General features: G+C 55.5%; 18 protein-coding genes. All 18 read right to left on the bottom strand.

All coding sequences use genetic code 11. The features are described from left to right. Positions 1-273: 273 nt before the first annotated feature. Complete coding sequence (locus CDO73_RS24645) at positions 274-1,041, bottom strand: flagellin N-terminal helical domain-containing protein (RefSeq protein WP_088491150.1); 768 nt, start codon at positions 1,039-1,041, stop codon at positions 274-276. Between the two features lie 194 nt (positions 1,042-1,235). Continuing rightward, positions 1,236-2,003 (bottom strand): flagellin N-terminal helical domain-containing protein, encoded by a 768-nt coding sequence (locus tag CDO73_RS24640; protein ID WP_088491149.1) that lies wholly within the window; start codon positions 2,001-2,003, stop codon positions 1,236-1,238. Between the two features lie 198 nt (positions 2,004-2,201). Then, positions 2,202-2,969 carry a flagellin N-terminal helical domain-containing protein gene (locus CDO73_RS24635; RefSeq protein WP_088491148.1) on the bottom strand — a complete coding sequence of 256 codons (768 nt, stop codon included), beginning with the start codon at positions 2,967-2,969 and terminating at the stop codon, positions 2,202-2,204. A 153-nt stretch (positions 2,970-3,122) separates the two neighbouring features. After that, positions 3,123-3,347 (bottom strand): carbon storage regulator CsrA, encoded by a 225-nt coding sequence (csrA, locus tag CDO73_RS24630; RefSeq protein ID WP_088491147.1) that lies wholly within the window; start codon positions 3,345-3,347, stop codon positions 3,123-3,125. Further along, positions 3,347-3,793, bottom strand: a complete 447-nt coding sequence (fliW, locus tag CDO73_RS24625) for a flagellar assembly protein FliW (protein ID WP_088491146.1) — start codon at positions 3,791-3,793, stop codon at positions 3,347-3,349. Before fliW ends, csrA begins: the two co-directional genes overlap by 1 nt. 94 nt (positions 3,794-3,887) lie before the next feature. Then, entirely contained in the window at positions 3,888-4,793 is a 906-nt protein-coding gene (gene flgL, locus CDO73_RS24620) for a flagellar hook-associated protein FlgL (protein ID WP_088491145.1), read from the bottom strand. Between the two features lie 21 nt (positions 4,794-4,814). Further along, the gene (flgK, locus tag CDO73_RS24615; RefSeq protein ID WP_088491144.1) at positions 4,815-6,407 is read right to left on the bottom strand and encodes a flagellar hook-associated protein FlgK; all 1,593 of its coding nucleotides are present in this window, start codon (positions 6,405-6,407) and stop codon (positions 4,815-4,817) included. A gap of 21 nt (positions 6,408-6,428) precedes the next feature. Next, positions 6,429-6,929 (bottom strand): flagellar protein FlgN, encoded by a 501-nt coding sequence (locus CDO73_RS24610; protein WP_088491143.1) that lies wholly within the window; start codon positions 6,927-6,929, stop codon positions 6,429-6,431. Between the two features lie 107 nt (positions 6,930-7,036). After that, the gene (gene flgM, locus CDO73_RS24605) at positions 7,037-7,309 is read right to left on the bottom strand and encodes a flagellar biosynthesis anti-sigma factor FlgM (RefSeq protein WP_088491142.1); all 273 of its coding nucleotides are present in this window, start codon (positions 7,307-7,309) and stop codon (positions 7,037-7,039) included. A 214-nt stretch (positions 7,310-7,523) separates the two neighbouring features. Continuing rightward, a complete protein-coding gene (locus CDO73_RS24600) occupies positions 7,524-7,928 on the bottom strand; it encodes a TIGR03826 family flagellar region protein (RefSeq protein ID WP_088491141.1) in 405 nt (134 codons plus the stop codon). A 127-nt stretch (positions 7,929-8,055) separates the two neighbouring features. Then, on the bottom strand, positions 8,056-8,907 hold the full coding sequence (locus CDO73_RS24595; protein ID WP_088491140.1) for a ComFC family protein: 852 nt from the start codon (positions 8,905-8,907) through the stop codon (positions 8,056-8,058). Then, entirely contained in the window at positions 8,904-11,420 is a 2,517-nt protein-coding gene (locus tag CDO73_RS27285) for a DEAD/DEAH box helicase (protein WP_256972839.1), read from the bottom strand. The genes CDO73_RS24595 and CDO73_RS27285 overlap by 4 nt, the downstream gene beginning before the upstream one ends. A 244-nt stretch (positions 11,421-11,664) precedes the next feature. After that, positions 11,665-12,393, bottom strand: a complete 729-nt coding sequence (locus tag CDO73_RS24585) for a response regulator (protein WP_088491139.1) — start codon at positions 12,391-12,393, stop codon at positions 11,665-11,667. Further along, positions 12,365-13,561, bottom strand: coding sequence for a sensor histidine kinase (locus CDO73_RS24580; RefSeq protein WP_088491138.1), 1,197 nt, complete (start codon positions 13,559-13,561; stop codon positions 12,365-12,367). Before CDO73_RS24580 ends, CDO73_RS24585 begins: the two co-directional genes overlap by 29 nt. 92 nt (positions 13,562-13,653) lie before the next feature. After that, entirely contained in the window at positions 13,654-16,350 is a 2,697-nt protein-coding gene (locus CDO73_RS24575; RefSeq protein ID WP_088491137.1) for a stalk domain-containing protein, read from the bottom strand. Positions 16,351-16,601: 251 nt separating this feature from the next. Continuing rightward, complete coding sequence (locus tag CDO73_RS24570) at positions 16,602-21,026, bottom strand: Ig-like domain-containing protein (protein ID WP_179218828.1); 4,425 nt, start codon at positions 21,024-21,026, stop codon at positions 16,602-16,604. Between the two features lie 191 nt (positions 21,027-21,217). Next, a complete protein-coding gene (gene metK, locus CDO73_RS24565) occupies positions 21,218-22,420 on the bottom strand; it encodes a methionine adenosyltransferase (RefSeq protein ID WP_088491135.1) in 1,203 nt (400 codons plus the stop codon). A gap of 189 nt (positions 22,421-22,609) precedes the next feature. Beyond that, positions 22,610-25,885 (bottom strand): S-layer homology domain-containing protein, encoded by a 3,276-nt coding sequence (locus CDO73_RS24560; RefSeq protein ID WP_218821642.1) that lies wholly within the window; start codon positions 25,883-25,885, stop codon positions 22,610-22,612. Positions 25,886-26,291: the final 406 nt, after the last annotated feature.

Genomic DNA, 26,291 nt, shown 5'->3' with positions numbered 1-26,291 from the left:
GTTGTTGCCGAGTTAGCAAGAGCAGGCAGGTAGCGCAGAAAATTAAGGAATCAGGTTTGTTGTTTTTTTTTTTTCGGTTGATAATCATGATTTGTTTCCTCCCTGAATTGGTTGATTCCCACGTCCGTGTGGTGAGTTGCGGCATGTGACTGCCTTGATATATATATCGTCAGCATCTTGTCTTTTTGAAGAGTAAATCAGCAAATTCTAGCTAGAACTTTTGAAAATGAAAAAGACCTGCTAGGCAGCAGGCCTTTGACGAAAAGTTGAATCTTAACGGAGCAGGGACAGAACGCCTTGCGGCGATTGGTTCGCTTGTGCCAGCATCGATTGCGAAGCTTGCAGCAAGATGTTGTTTTTCGACAGTGCGACCATTTCTTTCGCCATGTCGGTATCGCGGATACGCGACTCGGATGCCGTCAGGTTTTCCACTGTCGTTCCCAAGTTGTTCGACGTGTACTCCAGACGGTTCTGTACCGCACCGAGGTTCGAACGCTGCGTTGCCACCTTCTCGATCGCGTCGCTGATCTTCGACAACGAAGTGCCGGCGCTCAAGTTGCTGAAGCCTGTTCTGGATACGCCGCTGATTGTGATTTGGAAAGTAGAATCGTCGGCTTGAATAGCAACGCTCGAAGTAATCTTGATACCGTTGAATGTCGTATTGGTCATGATGCTGTCGATCTGCGAACCCAACGCCTTCAACTCGGAGTTGATGTTCGAGGTATCGCTTGTGCTGTACGTTCCGTTCGACTTTTGAACGTTCAGTTCTTTCATGCGGCCGAGCATCGAGCTGACTTCGTTCATCGCGCCTTCAGCCGTTTGCGCGAACGAGATGCCGTCCTGCACGTTGCGCTGCGCTTGTTCCAGACCGCGGATTTGTCCGCGCATTTTTTCGGAGATCGACAGGCCCGCCGCGTCGTCGGCCGCGCGGTTGATCCGCAGACCCGAAGACAGTTTTTCCATGTTTTTGCTGGCTGCGGCACTGTTCAGTCCCATGTTGCGGTGCGTGTTGACGGCTTGCAAGTTGTGGTTGATAATCATTGTTTTATTTCCTCCCTGAATTGGTTGATTCCCACGTCCGTGTGGTGTTCGGAGTCTAAGCTGTCCGTATAACGACCAAGCTCTTCTTCCTACTTAATTTATCGACTTTCTATCTGCAAATATGAATAGCAAAAGGAAGTTAAAAAGCGAAAAAAAGCCTGCCGAGCGGCAGGCCTTTGACGAAAGGTTGAATCTTAACGGAGCAGGGACAGAACGCCTTGCGGCGATTGGTTCGCTTGTGCCAACATCGATTGCGAAGCTTGCAGCAAGATGTTGTTTTTCGACAGTGCGACCATTTCTTTCGCCATGTCGGTATCGCGGATACGCGACTCGGATGCCGTCAGGTTTTCCACTGTCGTTCCCAAGTTGTTCGACGTGTATTCCAGACGGTTCTGTACCGCACCGAGGTTCGAACGCTGCGTTGCCACTTTCTCGATCGCGTCGCTGATCTTCGACAGCTTCGAGCCCGACCCCAGACCGGTGAAGCCGCTGTTATCCACACCGTTGATGGTGATTTGGAAGCTGCTGTCGTCGGCTTGAATCTTCACGTCGGAAGTGATGGCAATGTTGTTGAATTTCGTGTTCGTCATGATGCTGTCGATCTGCGAACCCAAAGCTTTCAGTTCCGCATTGATGTTATCTGTATCGCCCGTGCTGTACGTTCCGTTTTCTTTCTGTACGTTCAGTTCTTTCATGCGGCCGAGCATCGAGCTGACTTCGTTCATCGCGCCTTCAGCCGTTTGCGCGAACGAGATGCCGTCCTGCACGTTGCGCTGCGCTTGTTCCAGACCGCGGATTTGTCCACGCATTTTTTCGGAGATCGACAGGCCCGCCGCGTCGTCGGCCGCGCGGTTGATCCGCAGACCCGAAGACAGTTTTTCCATGTTTTTGCTGGCTGCGGCACTGTTCAGTCCCATGTTGCGGTGCGTGTTGACGGCTTGCAAGTTGTGGTTGATAATCATTGTTTTGTTTCCTCCCTGAATTGGTTGATTCCCACATCCGTGTGGTGTTTGGAGTCCAAGCTCTTTTCTTTATTCCCGAAGCTTTTCTTCCTACTTAATTTATCGACGGTGCAGCCGGGATTTTGAAGAGCAACTTACAAAAAAAACAAAATAAAAAAAGACCTGCTAGGCAGCAGGCCTTCGACGAAAAGTTGAATCTTAACGGAGCAGGGACAGAACGCCTTGCGGCGATTGGTTCGCTTGTGCCAGCATCGATTGCGAAGCTTGCAGCAAGATGTTGTTTTTCGACAGTGCGACCATTTCTTTCGCCATGTCGGTATCGCGGATACGCGACTCGGATGCCGTCAGGTTTTCCACTGTCGTTCCCAAGTTGTTCGACGTGTACTCCAGACGGTTCTGTACCGCACCGAGGTTCGAACGCTGCGTTGCCACCTTCTCGATCGCGTCGCTGATCTTCGACAGCTTCGAGCCCGACCCCAGACCGGTGAAGCCGCTGTTTTGCACGCCTTTGATCGTGATTTGGAAGCTGTTGTCGTCGGCTTGAATCTTCACGTCGGAAGTGATCGCGATGTTGTTGAACTTCGTGTTCGTCATGATCGCGTCGATTTGCGAGCCCAGAGCATTCAGTTCCGCATTGATGTTATCTTTATCGCCCGTGCTGTACGTTCCGTTTTCTTTCTGTACGTTCAGTTCTTTCATGCGGCCGAGCATCGAGCTGACTTCGTTCATCGCGCCTTCAGCCGTTTGCGCGAACGAGATGCCGTCCTGCACGTTGCGCTGCGCTTGTTCCAGACCGCGGATTTGTCCGCGCATTTTTTCGGAAATCGACAGGCCCGCCGCGTCGTCGGCCGCGCGGTTGATCCGCAGACCCGAAGACAGTTTTTCCATGTTTTTGCTGGCTGCGGCACTGTTCAGTCCCATGTTGCGGTGCGTGTTGACGGCTTGCAAGTTGTGGTTGATAATCATGATTTGTTTCCTCCCTGAATTGGTTGATTCCCACGTCCGTGTGGTTAGGTCGGGAGAGATGTTTGTCGTTGTCGGTTTCGACTTCCCTGCCCTGATATATATATCGTCGGTTTCAGAGAAGACTTTATAGGTTTTTTAACGTTTTCTTCTATTTTATTGCGCCGATTTTTTTACCATTTGCATGATAAGTTTCGGATCGACCACAGCATCCTGGTTGTTTTCTTGTACAGAGACCAAAATCTCTTTGCGCATGATATCGATTTCTTTGGGGGCTTTAATCCCTAATTTGATCGTATCGCCTTCCACGGAAAGAACGGTCAATTCGATATTGTCGCCGATCACGATCGATTCGCCTTTTTTTCTGGAGAGTACCAGCATCAGGATTCACCGCCTTCTTGAGCAGAGGTAGCGTTCAACTTTTGTTTGGTTTGGTAGAAAGTATTCTGCAAAACGATCTGACGAGCAATGCGATCGGAAATATTAAAAATGATCGGAGCCAGCAGATTGGCGGTGGTACGCGAAGGATCGCTATTCCATGTAACGATACAGCGCACCGCAATCCCTTTTTCTTCCGACAACTGAAGATCTTTAATCAATTCCTCGGACAGTTCGAATTCGTAGTCTTGAAAGTGCAAAAAAGGATCCGTCACGATAAAAGCTAACTCGGCTTGATTAACCGCCTGCAGATAACTGTACGTCTCGTCTACGTCGCATAAAATGTACTCCGTGACTTCTTCGAAACCCGGAATACCTTTCGGAAACGTAATGATATCTTCTTGGCTAACGGTCAGTTCACCCAAATGCACAGTTTGAATTTGTACCATAAAGATCCTCCTTCGGAATTTAAAAAAGGCCACGGACTGCTGTCCATAGCCTCAGATTATCCTTTTGATTCTTGAATTTCAATATTCCTTCGAATTAACGCATGAAATCAACCAAAGAACTGCTCATGATATTCGCAGAAGATTTCAACGCCGCTTGGTAAACGGTTTGAGCGCTGGTGGCTTTGATCAGAGCTGCCGCAACGTCGAGGTCTTCCGTTTTGGATAATAAAGTCGTCGTATTGGTCTCTTGGTCTTTAAGACGGCTGTTGACCAATTCGACCCGGTTTGTACGGGCGCCCACTTCCGAACGAGCGGCAAGCATCTTGTTGGTGCGAAGCTCCACGCCGGCCATTTCCGACGAGATGGCAGCCGAATCGCCCGACTTCATGGCCGCGATAACATTGTCCATCAAACCGAATACATTATCGCTTTCTCCGACTTTGCCGAAAAAGTCGTTCCCGGTTGTATTAATCTGAAACTGAATATTTTCCCCGATTACGTATTTAACCGAAGAATCGTCTGTAGAAACCTGAGAATAATTCGTACTGGCATCGGTCGGATAAGGAATCGAACCATAGTTTTCCCCGTTAAAAATGAACTTGCCGCCGAATTTGCTGTTTCCGATATCGACAAGCTGCTTTTTGAGCTGCTCTACTTCAAGTGCTGCCGATTGCATATCGGAAGTCGAATAGGTACCGCTGCTGCTCTGCACCATCAACTCTTTCAACCGCGTCATTACGTCGCCCGCGCTTCCCATTTGGCTGTCGGTCTCGTCGAGCCAGCTCTGCGCCGAGTCCGTCGCGCGTTGGAACTGCTCGTTGCCGGCAAGCTGGGAACGGTAACGCAGCGCGTAAGTCACGCCGACGGGATCGTCGGAAGGTTTGTTGATCTTGCGGCCCGAAGAAATCTGGCCCTCCAATTTATCCATATTGTACAGGTTGCGGTTCAAGCTGCCGAGGAGCGTGGAGCTCATCATATTGGACGTCATCCGGATGGTCATCTGATTATTCCTCCCCTAAGATTAGCGGCCGACCGTGCCGGTGCCGTTGATTAATTTCTCGAGCATTTCGTCAAACGTCGTCATGAAGCGGGCGCTGGCGTTGTAAGCCTGTTGGAATTTGACCAGATTCGTCATCTCTTCGTCCAACGATACGCCGCTGGTCGATTGGCGCAGCGACTCCACCTGCGAAGACAGATCGCTAGAGTTCTGCGCCTGTCTGGAGGCTTCCTTCGACTGAACGCCGAGCTGCCCGGTAATCGAGCTGAAGTAGTCGTCGATCGTCACCGGAGTCGAAGCCGCGCTGCCGAAGTCGAAACGGGTGCTTTTCATATCCGCCATGATCAAGGCCAGGCCGGCGTTGCCTTTGACGACCGATTCGCTGGTCGCGCCCGGATTCGTCACCCGGAAAGAAGACGCGATCAGGTTCGGGTTGCTCTGAATCTGCGGATTCAAAGTGATATTGCCGGCCGTGATCGCGCCGCCGCTTCCGCCGGCCGTAAACAAGTCCACGCCGGCCGAAGGCGTCGAGCCGTCGATCGTGTAGCCGATTTTCATCAGGCCGTTGATGCCGTCGACTTTGACTTTGAGATCGCTGCCCAACGTCCGATTGTTCGCCGCGTTCGAATACACGTTGGCCGTCGTCGTGCCGTCCGGGTTAACCACGTTCAGCGTCGTGCCGTCCGGGATGACGCTGCCTGCCGGAAGCGTGACTTCGAACTGGCCGTTCGCCATCGTGTTCGCGAGCGTGTTGAGCTGGTTGCGGTAATCGACGACGTAATCGTCGCGCGAGACGAACATGCCGTACACTTCGCCTTTGTTCAGCGCGCCGCCGTCGTAAGCGGCTTTCAAGCTGGCTTCCGTTACCGGCGTGACCGCCGCCCCCGCTACCGCCACGTTGCCGCCGAGCGTTACCTGATAGCCCGTATCCAGCTTCGTCACGGTAACGTTCGCGATCTTCGAGAGCTGATCCATCGCCAGATCGCGTTGGTCGCTCAAATCGTTGGCGTTATTGCCCATGTCTTCGACTTTCTTGATGCCTACGTTCAGATCCGCCACCGTTTGCAGCAGGGAGTTGATCTCCGTCGCTTTCAAGTTGATGTTCGCCGTAATATCGGTCGTCATGGCATCGAGCTGTTTGGCCGTCTGATTGAGCGAGTCGGTCATCGCCAGCGTCGTTTCTTTGATGATCTTGCGGTTCGTGATGTCTTGAGGGTCTTTGCTGAAATCGGACCAAGCCGACCAGAAATTGTTCATGACCGCGCTGAGGCCGGTGTCCGAAGGTTCGTTCACGATCGCTTCCAGCTTGCTCAGCGTCTCTTGACGAACCGTCCAGCCGCCGAGACCGGAATTCTCGCCCCGGAACTGATCGTCGAGATAAGAATCCCGTACGCGGGAAATGGAAGTGACTTCTACGCCGCTGCCGAGCTGGCCGGCGTTCGTCCAGTTGCGAAGGCCCGGAACCTCGAACGCGCTCGTCGCCTGCATTTTGACAACCTGACGCGAATACCCGGCCGTGTTGGCGTTTGCGATATTATGCCCCGTCGTGCTGAGCGCCGTCGACTGGGTGTACAGGCTTCGTTTAGCCGTTTCCAGAGAATGGAATGTCGATGTCATAAGTTCTCTCCTTTTACTGGGTTAACCGCGCCGGTTAAACATGCCCGATTGGCCGTAGCCGTAAGATTTCGCGCCGGGGTGCTGATAGGTGACTTCCTGGTCCGGCCGATGCGCCATGAGTTCCATCGACAAGTCGATGAACGACAGCGCCTGTTCGATCAACTGTTTGTTCGTCTCGTTGATCGCTTTAAGACGATGCAGCGTTTCCGAAAGGCGAGCATGCACGTCGAGCAGTTCCCGTTTCTCGTCCGGATCGAAAACAAGACGCGAAATTTCGGCGATCGTCAGCTTTAACCGGGATTTGATTCCGCGCTCTTGCATAAAAGCATAAGCCAATTCGGCGCGCAGATCGTCTTCTCCCTGAATCCGCTTGAGCAGCTTCGACTCCCGATTCATGGTTGCGATAAATGTGTCGATGTCGTTTTTGATGACCGCTTCTTTTTTCGTCTCCGCGATTTCGATCATTTCAATATGGGAAAGGTTCAGCTGTTCCAGCTGTCCGACCAACTGCTTGAGTGACAAGATCCTTCACCTTTCTTTCCGAATATTTTAAAAAGAGGACTTTCTCAAAAACGCCGGACCTGCCGGGCTTTTGAAAAAGTCCCCCATTCCGTTATAACCTTTATCGGTTATTCCGCAAGAAAAGGTAAGAGTTTTTCGGCAATTTTATTTGCGTCTACCGAGTAAGTGCCTGCCGATACCTGCTGCTTCAATTCTTGAATGCGGGCAGCACGCTCGCTTTCGGCCGGTTTCTTCGCTGCTTGCAGCATCTCCATCGCCTCCGGTGAAATCGTGACTTCATCTTTGCGGGCCGACTTCTTGGTTTCTTCGGTACGTTGGTTCTCGCTGGTACGTTGGTAAGGGTTAAGGGCAGCCACTCTGTTCGTTTCGTTGATCTTCATAAGTATGGTCAACCTCCTGATAAGATATATATTTTCGATGTCTCTGTTATTTGTTTTGGCTAAGAAAAAGCACCGATAAGCTTATAGTAAGTTTATCGGCGCCTATTCAAACATTGTTTAGAGCAAAAATGAGAAAAAAATTAAATTGTCAAGCGTAAATTTGGACTATTTTTGTTTCGCTGTTCCTATTGCTGGGTAAAGCGACGCAGACTTTTTAGTCGTTTCGGAAACGGTCGACGGCTTTGTAGGCCCCTCCGCCCGCCTTCTTATCGTCATGCGCTTTGACCTGCGCGGCTTGTTTGAGATCTCCCGTCAGCTTGCTGCGGCAGGACTCGCACATATTTCCTTCGCGAATATGCGTTCCGCAGACTTCGCAAGAATAAGACATGTTCGGCGCATTGGCGATCGAGATGCGTCCTTCGCGGATAAAAGTCGTGATCTGCCGGACCGTCACGCCCGTTTCGTCCGACAACTCCTGCATATCGGCGCCCCGGTTCTCGCGCAGATATTTGACGCAAGCTTCGTATTCGGCTTCGATGTCTTTCATGCAATTCGTACAGATTCCTTTAAAATTCATGACAAAAACCTTGCCGCAGCGCGGACAGTTCGCCAGATTCATAGCGGGGGCGCCTCCTTGATGTTAAGTTGCTACAGTCCCTTACTTATATATCGGATACCGTTTTCTATATATAAGAGTCTGTCTACTTCTACCATTTTAACGGATCGCGAAACGATTACAAGCGAATTTACGAGCGGGCCAATGTCAAAACGTAGACAAGCACGGGCCGAGCGAACACGTTTTCCAACGATTGGAGCGCGGACGCGCAAACCGCGGCCGTCGTTCCGGTCGTGTAAATATCGTCGACCAACAGGACCCGAATAGGAAAAGGCCCTCCCGGGCGTTTTGAATTTCCTACAAGGTCCCATTTCTTAAAGTCCCCGGGGTCTAAATTAGGAATCAAGGAAAAAACGCCGTCCAGATTGTGCAGACGCTCGGCGCGGGACTTGAAACTTTGTTTCTCGGTATGCACGTTCCGCGTCAGCAGTTCGGCCGCCGGAAGCCGCAGCCGGAGCGCCATTCGCTTGGCGGCCAACTCCGCTTGGTTGAATCCCCGCTCTTCCAAGCGTTGTTCGCTGACCGGTACCCATGTGACGAGGTCCGCGTTCCATCCGTTTCTCTTCCTATAGAAAAGCCCCCGCGCCCGGTCTTTTTCCTGTACGGACAACTCGCGGCGCATCCGGCGATACGTTCTCTCCAACATGACCGAAAAAGGATCCGCGAAAGACTCCCGGCCGCCGTATTTGTATTCGGCGATCCAGCGGCGCATCGCGGTATCGTATACGGCGGCGCTTCGATTGAGCACGAATGCCCGATGCCTCGCTTCGGGACGCAGACAGTCCGGACAGCCGTGGGCCCGGCCGCAGATCGGGCAGCGCGGCCGTTCGATCCACCGGACAAGATCCGCGCAGCGCCCGCACAGAAGCGGAAGCTCTCCCTGCGAAGCGGACGCGAGCGGACGGCCGCAGGATAAGCAGGCCTCCGAGACGGGCATGAGCAGGCGGCGCAGGAGAGCCGACGGCGAAATTCGGCCGCTCATCGACGGCCTCCGTTCGGGCTTTGTCCAGGCGGCGTACAAGACGGCTGAGAGCCGCCGTCCTTACGGGCGCCGCCCCGAAGGTCGGGCAGCGGGGCCGTAGCGGCGGGCGGTCTCGGCGGCGCAGGTGTAGGCGTGGAGGACCGACGCTTCGGCGCGCTCGCGGCCTGCCGGAACATCGGCAGCCGCAAGATTCGCGAAGAGCTTCTCGCTTCCGGCAGCAGGTAGGGCCGGGCCAAGCGGTTCATGCGGCGGATCTGACGGCGCGCGCCGGATTGAGCGCGCGTCTTCTGCGAGGCGGCGAAGACGACCGCCCCTGCCGGGTCGTCGGCCGAACGACCGGCGCGTCCGGCCATCTGAACGAGCGAAGCTTCGTCGAACAGGCCGCTGTCCGCGTCCAAGACGTACACGTCGCTGCGCGGCACGGTCACGCCGCGTTCGAGGATGGTAGTCGTGACCAGCATCCTCAGGTCGGCGGACCGGAAGGACAAGACTTTGCCGGCGCGGTCTTCGTCGCGCGAAGAGGTCGCCCCGACCGGCACGTTCTTGAAAGCGCGGCGCAGCAGCGCGGCCAGCGGCTCCGCCAGCGCGATCTTCGGCACGAAGACGAAGACTTGAGCGCCGCGGGCCAGAGAAGCCCGCCAGCGGCGCAGCAGCGAAGGCGGAATTTTGCCGGCGCGCACGAAGTCCGCGATCGGCGGCGTGCGCAGCAGTTCCGGCACCGGCAGCGGGTGCCGGTGGTAGCGGACGGGGACTTTGGCGCAGGCTACGCGCCCAGAGCGGACGAGCCGTTGAAGTTCGGGCGGCGGAGTGGCGGACAGGTAGACCGTCCGCCCGCCGGGAGCGCGGGCGGCTTCGGCCGCGTAGGCGAGCATCGGGTCGCCGTGGAAAGGGAACGCGTCCAGTTCGTCGATCACGACGAGATCGAAAGCGCGCGCGAAGCGCAGCAGTTGATGCGTCGTCGCCAGCACGACCTCGCCGCTCCGCCAGCGCTCTTCGCTGCCGCCGTACAAAGCGACGATCTCTTCGTCCGGGAAAGCGCGCCGCAGCCTCGGCGCGAGTTCCAGCACCACGTCGCGCCGAGGCGTCGCGACCGCTACCCGGCCTCCGCGGCTGCGAACGCTCTCGATCAGCGGAAACAGCATCTCCGTTTTGCCCGCGCCGGTCACCGCCCAGAGCAGAAAGCGGCTGGCCGGATCCGCCGCCGTCCAAGTGGAGACGTCGCGGCTGCCGGCGCTGCTCATCGGATGCGGTTCCATATGCATGCCGCCTCGTTTCGTACCTTCATTTAAGCCTTCCTCGCGGCTGCCCGCGCTTCTCGGATGCGGCTCTATGGAGCGGCTGCTTTTTTTCGGATTTGCACTCGGATCCGTGCCGCCGCGGCTCGCGCTCTTCGGCGTGCCCGCTTCGCCTTCCCGCGCGTACCGATCCGCGAGGAGGAAGTCTCGGCTTATCCCTGCGGCTCCTCTCGCCGCACCGGCTCGACCGTATCCGTCTTCGCCGCGTTTTCCTCCCGCAGTCCGCTCGCTCAACTTCTGCTTCGCGAGCTTCCCGGCCCCGCCGCGCCGCGGTTCCCGCTCCAGAAACCGCAGCGCCAGCTCGGCCGCCGCCGTCTGGGCCGGGCTGAGCTTCCAGCGCGCCAGTCTCGCGCGCGCTTCCGGCAGATCCGCCGCCGAGCTCGAGGCGGCCGCATCGCCGCCGCGCCTGACTCGCGGCGCGCCCTGCACCAGCAGTTCGCAGGAGCGGCTGCGCCCGAGCGTGCGGCACGCTTCGCATCGGGCGCAGTCCGCCGAGCCGCAGGCGGCGCAGCGAACGCCCGGAGCCGCGCTGCCGCAGCGCGCGCAGATCTGCGCGGCCGCTTGACGCGCTCCGCTTTTGCCCGGCAGCCGGACGCGCCGGCGCAATCCGCTTCGCGCTTCTCCGGCGTTTGCTTCTGCGGGACGACCCTCCGGCCGTTCTACGCCTGCGCGCAACCTAACCTTCCCTTGCAGATACGCCAGCTGCGCGGCGCTTCTCCAATCCGCGGCCAGTTCCGGCGCCCGATCGTTTAACAGAGATTCCAGTTCCCCGCGCAGCAGCGAACGGCCTTCCAACAGCCGCGCCAGACGATCCGCTTTTGCCGCCAACGTCTCGATCCCGCATGCGGTACTTTGCCGCTGCTTTCCGCGAGCCTCGATTTGCGCTTCTTCGCCCCGATTCGTCCGCATCCGCACGCCTAACAACTCCGCGATCCCGGCCGGTTCTTCGCGTTTTAGCGCGAAAGCCAATCGCTTTTTCAACCATCGCTCCCACTGTTCGTCTCCCCAGTTCGCCGCCTCCGCTTGTAGCTTGGTCCCGGCCAGCCGAGCCGCCCACTGCAGCGGCATTCCGCCGGAGATCGGCACGAACGTTATTTTTCCGCCGCTTCTTCCGCTCGCGGATTCCGTTTTCCACCATTCCCGATCCACGGTCGCGTCCAACGTCATTCTCACGTTCAACCCGCTCCGATCTCCCGCCGCATACAAGGCCGCTTTCATTCTCATTCCGCCTTTCTACATTTTTTTTGAAAATCCATGCAAAAAAGCACACCCTTTTCGCTCTAATGAGCGTATAAAGAGTGTGCTTCACTTTATCCCGCCGGGTCGCCTGCAAAGCGCCTGGATTCACGTTATTTTCTTCACTTTCCAGACATTAACAAAAACATCCTTTGTTGCGACGTGGCAGCGGGAACCTTATATCAATTCCCTACTTTCGTTCATGGATTGAAGGCGGCTTCGCCGGTTACAGCGTGACCCAGCCCATTTTGATCGCGTTAATGACGGCCTGCGTACGGTCTTCGACTTCCATCTTCTGCAGAATGCTGCTGACGTGATTTTTAACCGTTTTCTCGCTGATGAACAAGAATTCGCCGATCGCTTTGTTGCTTTTGCCTTCCGACATGAGACGCAGCACTTCGGCTTCGCGGCGCGTCAGCGGATTGTCTTCGCCGCCGATGAACTTGACGCCGGCTTCTTCGTCCTGCATGCCGTCGAACATCGCGCCGCGCTCGTTGACGAACGTCATGCGCTGAAGCTGTTGAATGAGCTTGCCTGTCACTTTAGGATGAATATAAGCGTGGCCCGCGGCTACGCTTCGAATCGCGTTGATCAGCGATTCCGCTTCCATGTCTTTCAAGAGATACCCGCTGGCTCCCTTGCGCAGCGTCTCGAAGACATAGCTTTCATCGTCGTGGATCGACAGCATGATGATCTTGATGTCCGGGAAAATCTCGCGGAGTTTTGCCGTCGCTTCGACACCGTTCTCGTTGGGCATGTTGATGTCCATGAGGATTACATCGGGCGCGGAGTTATGATTGCAGAATTCCAGCACTTGGATGCCGTCGCTGCATTCGCCCACGACTTCGATGTCCTCCTCCATGTTTAAAATGCGCTTCAATCCCTCTCGGAACAACTGGTGATCGTCAGCCAAAAGCACTTTAATTTTAAGTTGCTCCGGGTTCATGCTCTCCATCTTCATACCCCTTTCCATTTTCTACATTCGTCGGGATATGGATCACGATTTTGGTTCCTTGATTCTCGGCTGATTCGATCTCCATTCTTCCCTCAAGCAGCTCGACTCTTTCCCGCATTCCAATCAAACCGAAGTGCGCATGCTGATGCGCCTTTTGTTCCAAGATTTCCGTGTTAAAGCCGCGTCCGTTGTCCCGAATCGAGATTTTGACAAGCTGCGTCTGATAGGCAATCTCGACGACGACATGAGAAGGCTCCCCGTGCTTGGCCGCGTTGGTGAGCGCCTCCTGAATCAAACGGAAGACGGCAGCCTCCATCGCGGAAGAGAGCCGGTACTCTTTGCCTCTCGTCTCGAATACGGTGCGAATCCGGTTTTTATCCTCGTAGTCGCGCGTGTACTTGCGAAGCGTCGGAATCAATCCGAGGTCGTCAAGTGCCATGGGCCGGAGATTGAAAATGACTTTGCGGATCTCTTCCAGACTGAAACGCACTTGTTTCTTGAGGTCCGCCACTTCTTCTTGAACGCGGCTGTACTCCTGCTTGCCCAGCATGCGTTCGACGATCTCGGTCCGAAGCGCAAGATTAGCCATAAGTTGCGCCGGACCGTCGTGAATTTCCCTGGAAATGCGCTTGCGTTCTTCCTCCTGAGCCAAAATGATTTTCAGCCCGACCATCTGGCGGGTCTTGGCAGACTCCAGCATCTTGGTGGCTTGTCCGACTTCTCCGCCGGACAGGTATTCGGTGACGACGCTCATCTGCGAGCCGAGCGTCTCCGCGCGTTCGATCGAATTCATCGTATTGCGCACGCGAAGCTGAAGCTCGTCGCGCCGGGCCCGCAGATAAGCCTCCTTCTCCCGGTATACCGACAGCTCCAACTGAAACTGCGTCGCCCGTTCATAGGCCTGCCGAATATCTTGCTCCGTATATTTGACGAAATCCCGGCTCACTTCCGTGAGCCGGATACGGGAAAGACGGAATTTCTTCTCCAGATCGTCGACTTTGTCGGCGGTATCCGAAGTCTCTTGAACGACTTTCTGGAGTTCTTCGGTGAGCGAATTGAGTTCCGCTCTCGACTGGTCCAATATCTCGAATATTTGATACTTGCTGTCCTCAACGACCTGAATGGCATTCTTAATGACTCGGTCTAAAGCATCCGCTTGGAAATCCACGGGCAAAATCGACTCCATTCTCTCCGGCGTACACCCTGTAAAGCCCTCTCTATAGAAGGCATAAGGTCGGTGATCGTTCAGAACCTATCGTATCATGACTCGATAGTCGCAGTCTTCGTTTCTTGTTCCCATTTTACACGAAGTCCAAGCTGCTCGGAAACCAGTCTAACCGGGACTAAAGTCCTATTTGATACGCTAATCGGAGCGGAAGTCGAAGTTTTACGAACTCCGTTTAGAATATAGTCCTTTTTATTCAAGTTTAAGACAAGCAGCCGATCGCCGCGGCGGACCGTAATCGCGCCCGTTTTGGCGTCCCAACCGGAAGCGCCGCCGAACGAATCGGTAATATATTTGACCGGCAGATACGTCGATCCGCTTTGCACGACCGGCGCCGCGTCCATCGCGCTCGACTTGCCGTTGACCTGCAAAGTCTTCGAGCCTACCGTCATATTCGCCTTGATGCCGGACGGAAGTCCTAAAGAACCGGCATCGGCCGGCGCGGACGTCTTGATGTTGTCGATCTCGACCGCGCCGCTCGCGGACCGTTCGTCCTGACCTTCGGCCAGATTGACGAGGTAGATTCGTTTCAGCTTGGCCGGATAGGCGATATTCCCGTATTGATTAAGATTGACGTTCAGCGTCTTCCAACCGGTAAAGTTCACGCTTTTCGCCAGATCGACGTACACGGTCTTGCCGTCGGCTCCGACCACTTCGGCGCGCAGCCAGTTGTAACTGGAATCGCCCAGCACGTCGAGGCTCATCGAACTGGCTCCGGAAGTCAACGTCTTGCCGGACGAACCGTTCAGGTTGGCATACGCGTATTTGTTGCCCGTTCCCGCCGTCATATCGTAATCGATCCGCAGTACTTTGGAATTCGCGTGGCTGTCCGATCCCGCTTTGATCTGCGCCTGACCGGTCACTCCCGATGGCGTTCCCGTGAACGTCACCGGATAAGTCGCGTTCTCGAAGTTCTCCCAATCGGTCTCGGCGGCATTGGTCAAGGTCAGCATGGTCTTGAAGCCTTCGTAACTCGCGATCGCATAACCGACTTGAGCGCCCGCATCGACCGAAGTCACGTTCAGCACGCCGTCTTTGACGCTGCCTTTGAATCCGACGAATTCCCAGTTCAACGAAGACGCGTCCACGTTCACCGTACCGCCGGATTTCAACGTGGCGTTTACGTTCAGCGGCACCGAAGCTCCCGCTTTCAGCGGAGCCGAAGTCGCTCCGAGGCTTAGAGCCGATAACGAATCCGCGCCCAGCACTTCGACTTGAAGCGTCGTATTGACGCCGCCGCTGCTCGCGGTCAAGGTGACTTTGCCTGCCTTCTTCGCCGTGATCGTATTCCCGCTGACCGCTACGTTGGCGTTGCTCGGCTTCCATGTCGGGCTGATCGCCGATGCCGTCATCGGATTATAGTAAGTATCGTAACCTTTGACGCCGTAAGTCGCCGTCTCTCCGATCAAGAGCTGCTTTTTCCCGCTGATCGCGAAGCCTTTGAGCTGGCCTGCCGGAGCCGTCGTATAGACGCCGAGACCGTTGACGACCGCGCGCTGCGTCTGTCCGCCGTATTCGGTGGTAAACGTAAGCTGCGCCTGCTGCTCGCCGAGCGGCCGCGTCACCATCGTGGTCGAACCGCCGCCGTCGAGGTTGATGCCTTTCCAGATCCCCAAACTTACCATGAAGTTCTGAAGTTCGGCGAGCGACATGCCGCTGCTCGCGGCGTTATCCTGCACCGTCACGATATACGCGTATTGTCCGCTCTGCGAATAACCGACCGCCGTTCGCGCGCGATAACCTCCGATCGAACTCGTGCTGCGCGAAAAAGCCGCCGCTTTGCCGTTATCGACCAGAATGGTATGTCCGCCGATCATGACTTCGAGCGACGAAGGATCGAGCGGCTGTCCCGTCGTCTTCGAGACCAAGCTGTAATCGGTCTGCACCTTCGCGCCGACCGTCAGATGATCCTTCATATAAGAAGCCGCTTTGCCGTGGGCACGCAGAATATAAGCGCCGGCCGGTACGGTTCCGGGCAAAGCTTTGCCCTGCGAGACCTGCGTGACCACGCCGTTCTCCACCAGCGCTTCCGACGGCGTCGTCGAACTGTTCTTCGGCCGCTCGGCATTGCCCCATGCGTCGGTGTAGATGTACATGGCATCGGCATGGCTGAGCGTCTTGTCGGGTTCCGTCATGTAAGAAGCCTGATTGATTCCCGCCAGTTCGAACGTCGAACCGTCCGCCGCCTTCACCGTACCGGCGAAGCTGTACTGGTCGATCAGCGGTTTGTGCCCTTTGGTTACGCCGAAGGCATACATGCCGTTCAATTCGGACGGGCTGGACATGAGCACGCCGTCCGATACCTGCGCGCCCATCGGAGCGCCGTCCGCCGCCGTGTTAAAATAATCCCCGTTCACTCCCGCGACCGCTTGGGTCTCTTTGGCCATTCCGCTCACGGTCTGAAGGGTCGTGAATTTGCCTCCCCGCCCGGTCATCACGTCCAACTTGACATAAGGGTTCGTCAAATCGACCTGCACGACGCTTGCCAGACCGGTCGCCGTCTTGCCCGAACGAGGTACGGAATATGTATAACTCAGCAGTTTCGCTCCGGATGTGATGATGTCTTCTCCCGTCTTGCTGATCGACACGGCTTCCGCCGCGACGGCTGAACGAACGCCCGTCAGCGCTCCCCAACCCGGTACCGCCAGCGGCTGCACGGTCAGCGCCCCGGCCAACACCGCGATCATCCACTTTCTGCCTGCTTTAAACGTCTTGCTGAATTGCTTATTCATGATGTTCGGTTTCGCTCCCTATCTGTACAGATTCGTTCGCGTATGGTTGACTGCCTTTCTGTAAGCCGATATACGCCACTATTGTAATAGACTGAAACGGCACGCAAAAGTTACTGCAATTTCGGTAAAAAACAATCACAACTACCCATTCTACCCCACTTGGGGAAAATGAAAAGAGAAAAAACGATCATCTCTTCAAATTGTTAGAAGAAATGATCGTTTTCGGCTTTCGATCAAGAGTCGAAAGAGCTTTAATTCAGATAACCGGCTTTTTGCAGCACGCGCTTCAGCATGACGGCAGCTTCGGCGCGCGTCGCGTTGCCCTGGGGATTGAACTTGCCTCCGCTTCCGCCTTGAATGACGCCCGCTTTGACGGCTTTGGCCGCTTCGTCGGTGTATTTGATCTTGGAGCGATCGGCGAAGGACGACAACACTTGGCTCGCGCTGCTGCTAAGCGAGATGTCCGCGCCCGCGTAATCGAGCGCGCGGACCATCATGATCGCCATCTCTTCGCGGGTGATCCGATTATCCGGTCGGAACGTGCCGTCCGGGTAACCGGTAATGATTCCCGCTTTGACCGCCGCGCCGACGCCGTCGACGTTCTTGCTGCTGCGGGTCAAGTCGCTGAACTGCATCGCCGCCGACGTGTCGCCGGTCAGGCCGAGGCCCCGGTACAGCATGTTCGCGAATTCCATCCGGGTGATCGCCTGATTCGGTTGGAACATCGTCGAGGTATTGGCATCCAAAATATATTTGGCCGCCAATTCGTTGATCGTGTCTCCGGCCCAGTGATTGGCGACGTCTTGGAACGCCAACGTGGACGTCACCGGAATCAGGATCTGGCTGCCCGGCAGTTCTCCGCTGAGCACCATGCCCTTATCCTGCGTCAATACATAGGTCGGCACGAACGAAGGACGTTCGGCATTGGACGGGAAAGTCACGACCGAAGTGCGGGTGGTCGGCGTCGTCAGATTGTATTTCAGACGATAGATGCCTTTGACCGTCGCGTCGGCGTCGCCCGCGAAGAACGAAGTATCCGTCAGCTTGAACCGATAATCCGCCAGTGCCGAAGTAATCGGGTTAGCCCCGCTGGCGGACGCCTGAACCCGCAGTCTCGAAGCTGCCGAATCCGGCACGCCTTCCATTTGGATCACCAATCCGGTCTGGTCGGTGACGCCTTTGGTCAACGCGGACGCTTCTTTGAGCGGAAGCTCGTACATCATGTCTTTGTAACGTACGGCGAACGATCCGTTCGGACTGCTCGCATAAGCCGTCTGGAGCACGGAGACCGGCACGCTGACTTTGGCCGAAGCATCCGTGTCCGGAACTTGGAAGACGACGGCGCCGTTCAGCCCGTTTTGCGAAGCGGCTTGCGCCAACGCGGCTTTCAACGCCGCGCCGTCGATCTTGTACAGATGCGTCGCCGAGTTGTACGCCGACAGATCGCTGGTGGACGTCGCGTTTTTAGGATCGAGGATCAGCATCTTTTTGCCGAATACTTCTTGATCCAGAATCGTGGCGTCCCCGGTCGTCGTGCCCGGAGTCGTCGTCGCCGTACCGCCCAGATTCTTGACCGCGATCTTCGTGAACGCCGGAATCGTCGTGCCCGAAGCGCTCTTTAATCCGTTAGCCGCCGCGGCAGGCGGCGTATAGCTCAATTGAACCGTCTGGTCGGACGCGACGCTCGTTCCCAAAGTCAGCGTCAAGGTGCTTCCGGTCGCCGCGGCTGCGGTTACCGGCACGGAAGCTCCGTTCGCCAATACCGTGAATTGAGTGAAAGCCGACGCATTCAGCGCCGACAACGGCGTCGTGAAAGTGACTTGAAGCTGCGTATTCTGCACGGTCGCCGCACTGATGCCGCTTGCTCCGGAAGCCGCGCCTACGCTCACCATATTCAGCGTCGCGGCCGCGTTGCCGTTCAAGTCGGTCAGGCGAAGCGCGCCCGGCACGTACGAGACGTTCACGTTACCGTCCGCGATCAGGGCGGACGCCAAAGTCAGAACGACTTTCTCGCCGTCCGTCTTGACTCCCGTCACATAGACCGGCGCTCCGTACGACAGCACGGAAAACTGGCTGTTCGCCGGCAGATTGTTCGTCGCCAACGGCTCGTCGTAAATAAGCGTCAGCGTCTTGTCGCCCAGCGATGCGGAGACGAATTGCGGCGGACGCGTATCCAGCAGGTTGCGTACGCTGAAGTCGCCGAATCCGGAGATCATCTGGTTGCTCGAATCGCGCAGCAGGTTGGTGCCGGCGTCGTAGCTGACTTTGACCGCCGAACCCGACGGCACCGCCGAAGCGAGCGTGAGGTAGAGTACCGGCCCGCCGGTCGAATAACTGCTGACCGTGATCGGATTGCCGTCTGCCGTAACTTTGAATTGATTGACTCCGTTCGATGTCGGACTCACGTATTGCAGCCCATTCGGGAAGACCAGCGTAATGCTGTTCGTGTACGCCGTTCCTTCGCGCGGCTTCGGCAGCGCGGTATCCAGACCGTTCGTGACGGTATAAAGCGACAGCGCCGCCGCCAGATTGCCGGACGCGTCCTGCACGGGGCGCGTACCCGGATCATAGGTGACTTTGACGTCTTGTCCTACCGCGATACCGGTGTCGAGCGTGAGATACACGCTATCGCCGGAAATATAGGCGGAAGTCGGAACTCGCGCGTCTCCGTTGACCGTCACTTTGTAGCTGGAGATGAGTGGGGTGTACGTCGAATTCAACAGTTTGTTGTACGTCAAACGGACCGTAGTCGTCCCGCTCATCGCGGCGCTCTGAATAACCGGCACTGACTTATCGATCACGCCCGTGCGGAAACTCCATAGTGCCACTCCGGACAAGCCCGCGAAGCGGATGCCCGGATTCGACAGATCCACCACCGCGCCGTTCGCGATATCGACGTAATACGGCGTGTCGCCGCTTAGAGCGGCGGTTGGCGTGATCACGATGTCCCGATTGTTGGTCGAGCTGACTTTGGCCGTTGCGGCGACCTTCGAACCGCCGCTGCGGTTCAACGTGATCCCCGCGGCGTCCGCCAACGCCACGCTGCGATTAAAGCGTACGCGGATCTCCGAATCGGTCGCGACGCCCGTGCTGCGATCCGCCGGCGTCAGCGAGTAGATCTGAAGCAGCGACGTATCCACCACCGTCGAGAACGACCAGTTCAGGCCGGCGTTCGCCGTCGGGAAGTTATTGCCTTCCGAATCGCCGAGCGCTCCGCTGCTCAAAGTCACGGTATACGTATAGCCGGTGACCAGAGGCGTCTTCGGCGTGATGTTCAGCGTATTGGTTCCGCCTCCGGTGACTTGAGCGGAATTGATCGCGAACGAATCCGTAGAACCGTCATTGCGCGTGATCGTGACCGTTCCGCCCGCGTTCGGATAGACGACGCGGCTGAACGTCATCTGCAGCGGACTGCCTGCCGCGACTCCCGTCGTGCCGGCAGCCGGAGTGAGTCCCGACAGCGCCAGCGCATCGCCGGTCGTCGTAAACGTCCATGTCCGGACCGCTTGAATGCCCGCGAAAGCCGTACCGTCCACATCCAAGAAACTGCCCGGATCGAGCAGCACGTAATAAGACGTTCCGCGCGCCAAGCCCGAGTAATTCAGCGAAGCCGTCGTTCCTGCCGTATCCATCGTCGCGCCCGCTACCGGCAGAGCCGCGACTTGTTGGCTGTCGTTCAGCCGGTAGATGTACAGCGTTCCGGTCTTCGGCGTTACGCGTTCGGAGAACGTGATCTTCGCAGTACCCGCCGTCGGCGCGCCCGCAAGGCCCGCTTGCGGACTAAGAGCCGCGACGGTCGGCGGTACGTTATTGAGCGATTCGGTCGTAAACGTCCAGTCGATCGCCGAATTGTACGGCAGACCGGCCAGATCGGCGAAAACGCCCGCATCGATATGCACGCCGTAGCGAGTCCCGGCTTTGAGCGTATGTCCGCCGGAAGCCTTAGGCGAGATCTTCACGTTCGACGTGCCGAGTCCCGTGACTTCGTCGGACAGCACGGAGAGCTTCATCGCTCCGGCGCTGTCTTTGGTCATCGTATCGGCTTCGTAGATCACGATCGAACCTTCCGACGCCGCAACGGCTTCGCTGAAAGACAATCCTAACGGAGCATCCGGCTTCACGCCGACCGCCGTATTGACCGGCGAGCTGCTTACGAACGTAGGCGGCGTCGTATCGGCAGCCGCTCCGGTCTTGAACGTCCAAGTGAGCGCGCTGCTAATGCCGGTCCACGCGTCGGCGGTTACCCCGCCGGACGTTTCCGCTCCAGTCAGTACCGGAGCCAATACGCCGCTGTCCGCCAACACGTAATAGCTGGTGTTCGGATCGAGCGTCAAGCTGCCGGTTCGCAGCGTAACCCGCAGACCGTCGGAAGAAATATCCGCCGGATCGACCGCTGCTTTCAGTACCGTCTGGTTATCGTTCTGCCGTTTTACCGTAAAGCCTTTGGTCGTATCCGTTCCGACCTTCTGCACCGCGCGGTCGAAAGTCAGCGACAGCCCCGGCGTCAATGAAACGCCCTGCGTTTTATTCGTCGGCGAATAGCTCTGTACAGCGGCCGAAGCTTTGGCAGCGGCTGCATAAATCTTCCCGGAAAAATGTTCTTCTCCCCAGACTCCGGGCCCCAGCAGATTGATCAGCAGCGCGCCGACCACCGCGACGGCCATTCGTTTCTTCATGTTCGTCCAGTCTCCCCTCTCGACTGCCCAATTGCACCGATTACCGGCATTTGAAGTCATTGAGCGATAACTAATCTTTATTTATATCGGTTAAGAAGCGGGAAAAATTAGGCGAGCAGGCAGAAAAGGACGACAAAAAGACCCGACCGCGTAAACGGCCGAGCCTTCTGTTTAGCGCTCGAACGGGAGTCTTACAGCCCCGATTGAGCTTTCAATTCTTCCGCTTTATCCGTACGTTCCCACGGCAGATCCAGATCGGTACGGCCGAAGTGGCCGTACGCGGCGGTCTGCTTGTAGATCGGACGGCGAAGATCCAGCATGCGAATGATGCCGGTCGGACGCAGGTCGAAGTTCTCGCGTACGAGCTTCACCAGCGTCTCTTCGCTGACTTTGCCGGTTCCGTACGTATCGACGCTGATCGATACCGGATTGGCGACCCCGATCGCGTAAGCGAGCTGAATCTCGCACTTGTCCGCAAGGCCTGCGGCCACGAGGTTCTTCGCCACGTAACGCGCCGCGTAAGCCGCGGAACGGTCGACCTTCGTCGGGTCTTTGCCCGAGAACGCGCCGCCGCCGTGACGGGCATACCCACCGTACGTGTCGACGATGATCTTGCGGCCGGTCAAACCCGCATCCCCCTGCGGTCCGCCGATAACGAAGCGGCCGGTCGGGTTGATGAAGTATTTGGTCTCGTCGTCCAGCAGTTCGGCCGGAACGACGTTCAAGATGACATGCTCTTTGATATCGCGCTGAATCTGCTCCAACGTGATCTCTTCGGCATGCTGCGTCGAGACCACGATCGTGTCTACGCGAACCGGCTTGTCGCCGTCGTATTCGATCGTGACCTGCGTCTTGCCGTCCGGACGCAGATACTCGAGCGTGCCGTCTTTGCGCACTTCCGCCAAGCGGCGGGCGATGCGGTGAGAGAGCGCGATCGGAAGCGGCATCAGTTCCGGCGTCTCATTCGACGCGAAGCCGAACATGAGTCCCTGGTCGCCGGCACCGATGTTTTCCGTTTCGAGCTTCATCTGCTCGGGATCGCGCGTCTCCAGAGCGGAGTTCACGCCCTGCGCGATATCCGCCGACTGCTCGTTGAGCGAAGTCAGCACCGCGCATGTATTGTAGTCGAACCCGTATTTGGCACGCGTATAGCCGATATCCTTGATCGTCTGACGCACGATCGCCGGAATATCCACGTATTCCGATTTGGTGCTGATCTCGCCGATAACGAGAACCAGACCCGTAGCTACCGATACTTCGCACGCCACGCGCGCGTTCGGATCGTTAGCGAGAAATGCATCCAATACCGCATCGGAGATCTGATCGCAGATCTTATCCGGATGACCTTCCGTCACGGATTCGGATGTAAACAAACGCCGTCCTTGAAGAGACATAAGCGTGTACCTCCCTATGTTTCGCGATAAAAATTTCCCGTATACATAAAACGAACCTTTTCCGGTAGGGAAAAGGCTAGTGATTCCATCCTCGGTTGTAATGTTAACTGATTAGGCAGGGTAGTGTCAAACAAAACAAAAAAAGAACCCCGGCGTCCCGGGGTTCTTTCTTAAAAGCTAGTCGAAAGATTACTGAGCAGTTGTCAGCGTCCAGTTAGTTGTAGCTGTAGCGTAAGTGGCAGTATAAGTTCTTGCGTTAGCTGCTGCCGCTGTATCAGTTACAGTGAATTTGAACGTGGCACCATCAGCAGGAGTTCCTGCAATTGTGAATGTAGGAGTCGTTGTAGTTCCGTTTGCAGGAGCTACAGTAACGCCAGTTACTCCACCAGTTACTGCGCCAATAGTTACTGTAGCAGCCTCGTTCAATGTTACAGCCAGAGTAGTAGCATTGTTAGGCGTACCTGCAGTAGCTGTAGGAGCAGTAGTATCAGGAGCTGTGTATGTTCCAGCTGTTCCTGTAACACTGAATGTTCCTGCTGGAGTAGCATCAGCATCTTTAGCAACAACCAGCTTAGTTGTAGCATTCGCTGTTCCGTTGAACTCAACGTATACCGAAGTAGTCGATGCAGTTCCAGCTGGTACAGCGAATGTAGCGGTAATACCACCAGTAGTTGCGCTCACTTGGCTAGCAGCTACAGCCGCTGTTGTTCCAACACTAGCTTGGAACAGGTTGCGAGTTGCGGTACTGCTACCATCAACAACAGTTACCTCTCTAGTTGTTGGAATGAAGACGCTGATTGCAGTGTCGCTAGTTCTCGTTACAGTAGCTGTAGCAGAGCTAGCAACTGGTTTGGCGTTGTTGCTGATTGGTTGGTTAACGGCACCTCTGTTACCAAACTGATCAGTTACGTTTGCAATGGTCAGTTGACCAGTTGCGAAGGACAACGAAGTCGAAGACGGCAGTGTGATCGTAGCCGTTTTGTTGTTGTCGCTCATCGTTACCGAAGTAGGTACGATTGCAGTAGTAGAACCTGCTGGAGTGAATCCAACGCTTGTTCTGTCGATGCTAGTAACTGGAGTGTTGAATGTTACGACGATCTGACGATCGCTGTTCACAACTGGAGTGTTGGAAACTGTGATCGAACTATTGCTAGGGCTGATTGTTGCAGTAGCTTCTACTCGTCCATCACGACCGTTGGACGTGAAGTAAGTTCCGTCTGCTTTTGCAACGTAGCTTGCTACAACCAGTTTGTTGTCAAGTGCAGTAGGAGCATTCGTGAAGTTTCTAGCGTAAATACGTACAGTGTTAGCGCCCACGATTTCTACATCAGTATTACGATCTGTAAGAACTGTAGTCGTACCACTGTTTGCTGGAGCTCCTGCTCCATCCAGACGGTATTTGCTAGCTTCAAGCGCGTTACCGTTACCCGAAGTTGCTACTGTACCGGAGAATTGCAGGTAGACCCATGCTCCATCACGCCAAGCGCGATCCAGCGTTGTGTCAGCAGACTTAGTCAGGCTGATTGTAGTGCTGTAAGGAGTCAGTACGTTTTGAGCTGTTGTCAGGTCACGTACGCCAGCAACTTCGAACTTGTAGCTGCCTGCAGTCAGCGACGATACAGGGCCCAGAGTTACGCGAACTGTGCGTCCGTTCGTTCCGACTTGTTGAGGAGCCGTTACCGGATGACCCGCGCTTGTCAGGCCTGTTCCTGTTACGACTGTTCCAGCTGTGTTTCTCAGCGTGTAGTAGTCGCGGTTCAGAGCGTAACCAGTCAGCGTGCTGTCCGAAACGTTAACTGCTTTGCTGAATTGAACATCAACATAGTAGTTGTTGTTCTCAACGCCTACGGAAGTACCAACTACTGTAGGAGCAGTCAGATCCAGTGTAGGAGTTACAGTTGCAGTCAGTGTAGCAGCCGTGTTGCCGCTGTAGTCCGTTACGCCAGTCAGCGTAATCGTGTTAGCGGAGTAGCTCAGGTTGCTAGGGAATGTCAGAGTTGCAGTTCTGCCGGACAGGGATACTTGTGCTGTCGACGAAGTCGAGTTTGCATAAGCGCTGCCGATGCTGCGAACTGGTTCGCTGAACGTTACGGTTACTTCTTTCAGATCGTTCGAAGTTGTCGAAGTGATCGTCGGAGCAGTCGTATCAGCTACTACTGTGAACTTCTGATCAACCGGAGCCATTACCAGACCCGAGTAGTCAGTTACGCCCGACAGACGGATCGTGTGATCGCCTACGCTCAGCGGAGTCTCGATGATTACCGAGTTGCTCGAGTAGCTTGGAGTGATGTTAGCCGCTACTGCCGCGCCGTCGATTCTGATTCCGCCGACAGTGATCGACGATTTTTGAACCGGCTCGCTGAATACTACTTCAACTGCGCCAGTACCCAGCGGGTTCACTTGGGAAACCGTAGGAATCGTTACATCAGAAGGAGTGAAGGTAGCTTTGCCGGAGATCAGAGTCGAACCCGTGCTTTGCTTCACGTTGTTTACAGTAACCGTAGTTTGACGGTTGTTCGACAGAGTCGAACTTTCTGTCAGACGCAGAGTTACAGTTGTACCGTCAGCCGACAGAGCAGCGCTGCTGATTGTCAGATCCGGAATGCTGTAGTTATTGATGTTTTCAGCGGAAGTCTTGTCGACTTTACCGTTGAACATTACCATAACTTCTTTGAGGTTCGAAGCAGACGCGCTTGTTACTGCGCTTGCGTCTGTTACTTTCCAAGTTACGGACTCGCTGTAGTCGAAGTCGTTATACTTGAAAGTTACAGTCGTTGCAACGTTCGGCTGCAGAGCAGTCGTAGGCTTAACTGTTACTTTCTCGCCGTTAGCCAGCGTGAAGACTACAGTCGCGCCGTTGTCTGTCACGTCGTAAGAAGCGACAGCCGGTTTGCTCAGAGCTGTTTGGTAAGCGTAAGCTGTGTCAACCAGCAGACCGCGAGTTGCTGCGCCTGCGAAGTTTGCAGTTTTGCTGATCAGGCCAGCGTTGATTGCAGCTTGTACTTCGCCTTTAGCCCAAGCAGCCGCACCGTTGTCGATGCCTGTAGTCGGGATTTCCAGCTTAGCTGCGCGTACCAGCGTAGCTGCCATTTCTTGAACTGTTACTTTACCGTTCGGGTTGAACAGTTTTTTAGTTCCAGTCGTTGTACCTTTCATGTAGCCGGCTTTAGTTACGGCTTCAACGTAAGGTTTGTACCAAGCGTTCGCATAGTTAGGGTCAGCGTACGTGCTAGTTGTAGTAGCCGTAGTGTCCAGACCAGTCAGCAGTGCTACGACTTTCGCGAATTCCGCGCGAGTCATGTCTTTGTCGAGGTAAGCTTCGCCGTTCGGGTAACCTGCGAAAATACCTTGAGTAACCAGTGCGTTGTATTTCTCTTGCGTCGTCAGAGTTGCTGCGGAAGTGACCGAAGCGAACATCGAGAACGCCATAGCCGTGGACAGAGCCAGGGATACAATTTTCTTCATAACCTTCTTTTCTCCTCCTTGGAGTGTTGCTGTGTTTTTTTTGTCTGTAATTGGTTCGCATTCGCTCATGTTACTCATTAGCTGATTGCACCCCCTTTCCAGAGTTGAGCAGGTTTAAGTATAAATGAGGTCTGTGACGGGTATCACAGAAACTTAAAACCACGAGAATAAATAAGTAAGCGCAAGACAATAGCTGCCCAATCCCGCTTTCCGTATTATACATTGGTCGCTAACCCCCGTAAAGTCCATTTTCGCACAAGGGCTCACAACTTTCAGGTTTTACGGCCAATGTCTGGAAAATCAAGAGGTTTCTTGGGTGTTTTCCGCGTCTTGTTTTGACACTCAATCTCTTAGACGCTAGAGGTTACAAAAAAGTTGCGACAGTTCGAAAGTTTTTTTTACTTTT

This window comes from Saccharibacillus sp. O23, from assembly GCF_002205895.1.
GTDB lineage: Bacteria > Bacillota > Bacilli > Paenibacillales > Paenibacillaceae > Saccharibacillus.
The sequence above is the reverse complement of the archived record's forward strand: the minus strand, read 5'-3'. Positions and strand labels throughout refer to the sequence as shown.

What these genes read in the sequence shown, in the direction of transcription:
- CDO73_RS24645 (WP_088491150.1), bottom strand. Translation starts at nt 1,041, where the DNA reads ATGATTATCAACCACAACTTGCAAGCCGTCAACACGCACCGCAACATG.
- CDO73_RS24640 (WP_088491149.1), bottom strand. Translation starts at nt 2,003, where the DNA reads ATGATTATCAACCACAACTTGCAAGCCGTCAACACGCACCGCAACATG.
- CDO73_RS24635 (WP_088491148.1), bottom strand. Translation starts at nt 2,969, where the DNA reads ATGATTATCAACCACAACTTGCAAGCCGTCAACACGCACCGCAACATG.
- csrA (WP_088491147.1), bottom strand. Translation starts at nt 3,347, where the DNA reads ATGCTGGTACTCTCCAGAAAAAAAGGCGAATCGATCGTGATCGGCGAC.
- fliW (WP_088491146.1), bottom strand. Translation starts at nt 3,793, where the DNA reads ATGGTACAAATTCAAACTGTGCATTTGGGTGAACTGACCGTTAGCCAA.
- flgL (WP_088491145.1), bottom strand. Translation starts at nt 4,793, where the DNA reads ATGACCATCCGGATGACGTCCAATATGATGAGCTCCACGCTCCTCGGC.
- flgK (WP_088491144.1), bottom strand. Translation starts at nt 6,407, where the DNA reads ATGACATCGACATTCCATTCTCTGGAAACGGCTAAACGAAGCCTGTAC.
- flgM (WP_088491142.1), bottom strand. Translation starts at nt 7,309, where the DNA reads ATGAAGATCAACGAAACGAACAGAGTGGCTGCCCTTAACCCTTACCAA.
- CDO73_RS24600 (WP_088491141.1), bottom strand. Translation starts at nt 7,928, where the DNA reads ATGAATCTGGCGAACTGTCCGCGCTGCGGCAAGGTTTTTGTCATGAAT.
- CDO73_RS24595 (WP_088491140.1), bottom strand. Translation starts at nt 8,907, where the DNA reads ATGAGCGGCCGAATTTCGCCGTCGGCTCTCCTGCGCCGCCTGCTCATG.
- CDO73_RS27285 (WP_256972839.1), bottom strand. Translation starts at nt 11,420, where the DNA reads ATGAAAGCGGCCTTGTATGCGGCGGGAGATCGGAGCGGGTTGAACGTG.
- CDO73_RS24585 (WP_088491139.1), bottom strand. Translation starts at nt 12,393, where the DNA reads ATGGAGAGCATGAACCCGGAGCAACTTAAAATTAAAGTGCTTTTGGCT.
- CDO73_RS24575 (WP_088491137.1), bottom strand. Translation starts at nt 16,350, where the DNA reads ATGAATAAGCAATTCAGCAAGACGTTTAAAGCAGGCAGAAAGTGGATG.
- CDO73_RS24570 (WP_179218828.1), bottom strand. Translation starts at nt 21,026, where the DNA reads ATGAAGAAACGAATGGCCGTCGCGGTGGTCGGCGCGCTGCTGATCAAT.
- metK (WP_088491135.1), bottom strand. Translation starts at nt 22,420, where the DNA reads ATGTCTCTTCAAGGACGGCGTTTGTTTACATCCGAATCCGTGACGGAA.
- CDO73_RS24560 (WP_218821642.1), bottom strand. Translation starts at nt 25,885, where the DNA reads ATGAAGAAAATTGTATCCCTGGCTCTGTCCACGGCTATGGCGTTCTCG.